Origin of the sequence: Pseudomonas sp. TAE6080 (assembly GCF_018732265.1) — a bacterium.
GTDB classification, from domain to species: domain Bacteria; phylum Pseudomonadota; class Gammaproteobacteria; order Pseudomonadales; family Pseudomonadaceae; genus Aquipseudomonas; species Aquipseudomonas brenneri.
The window spans coordinates 1-630 of the sequence record NZ_JAHIDY010000100.1; the positions used below are offsets into that span (position 1 = coordinate 1).

Consider the following 630-nt stretch of genomic DNA (forward strand, 5'->3'; position numbering starts at 1 on the left):
GACTTTGACGGTCTTGTTGGTGGAGGCGGTGGAAACGCCCAAAGCATCCGGAGTCAGCACTTCGAGAGGCTTTTTCTTGGCTTTCATGATGTTTGGCAGGGACGCATAACGCGGCTCGTTCAAACGCAGGTCGGTGGTGACGATGGCCGGCAGTTTCAGGGAAACCGTCTGCGCGCCGCCGTCGATTTCGCGGGTCACGGCAACGCTGTCGCCGCTGACTTCGACTTTCGAGGCGAAGGTGCCCTGGCCATAACCGGTCAGTGCAGCCAGCATCTGGCCAGTCTGGTTGTTGTCGCTGTCGATCGCCTGTTTACCCAGGATCACCAGTTGTGGCTGTTCCTTGTCGACAACGGCTTTGAGCAGCTTGGCAACGGCCAGCGAGGTCAGTTCTTCAGCAGACTCGACGAGCACGGCGCGGTCGGCACCCAGCGCCAGAGCGGTACGCAGCTGCTCTTGAGCAGTGGATGGCCCTACGCAAACGACGACGATTTCAGTCACAACACCTTTTTCTTTCAGGCGTACGGCTTCTTCCACAGCGATTTCGCAGAAGGGGTTCATCGACATTTTGACGTTAGCCAGATCGACGCCGGAATTGTCCGCCTTGACGCGAACTTTCACGTTGTAATCGAC

At 57.8% G+C, this 630-nt stretch carries 1 protein-coding gene; it reads right to left on the reverse strand.

Annotation, left to right across the window (positions count from 1 at the left end):
• The coding region (locus KL786_RS29290; protein ID WP_215519819.1) for an electron transfer flavoprotein subunit beta/FixA family protein at window positions 1-630 on the reverse strand (630 nt) is incomplete at both ends.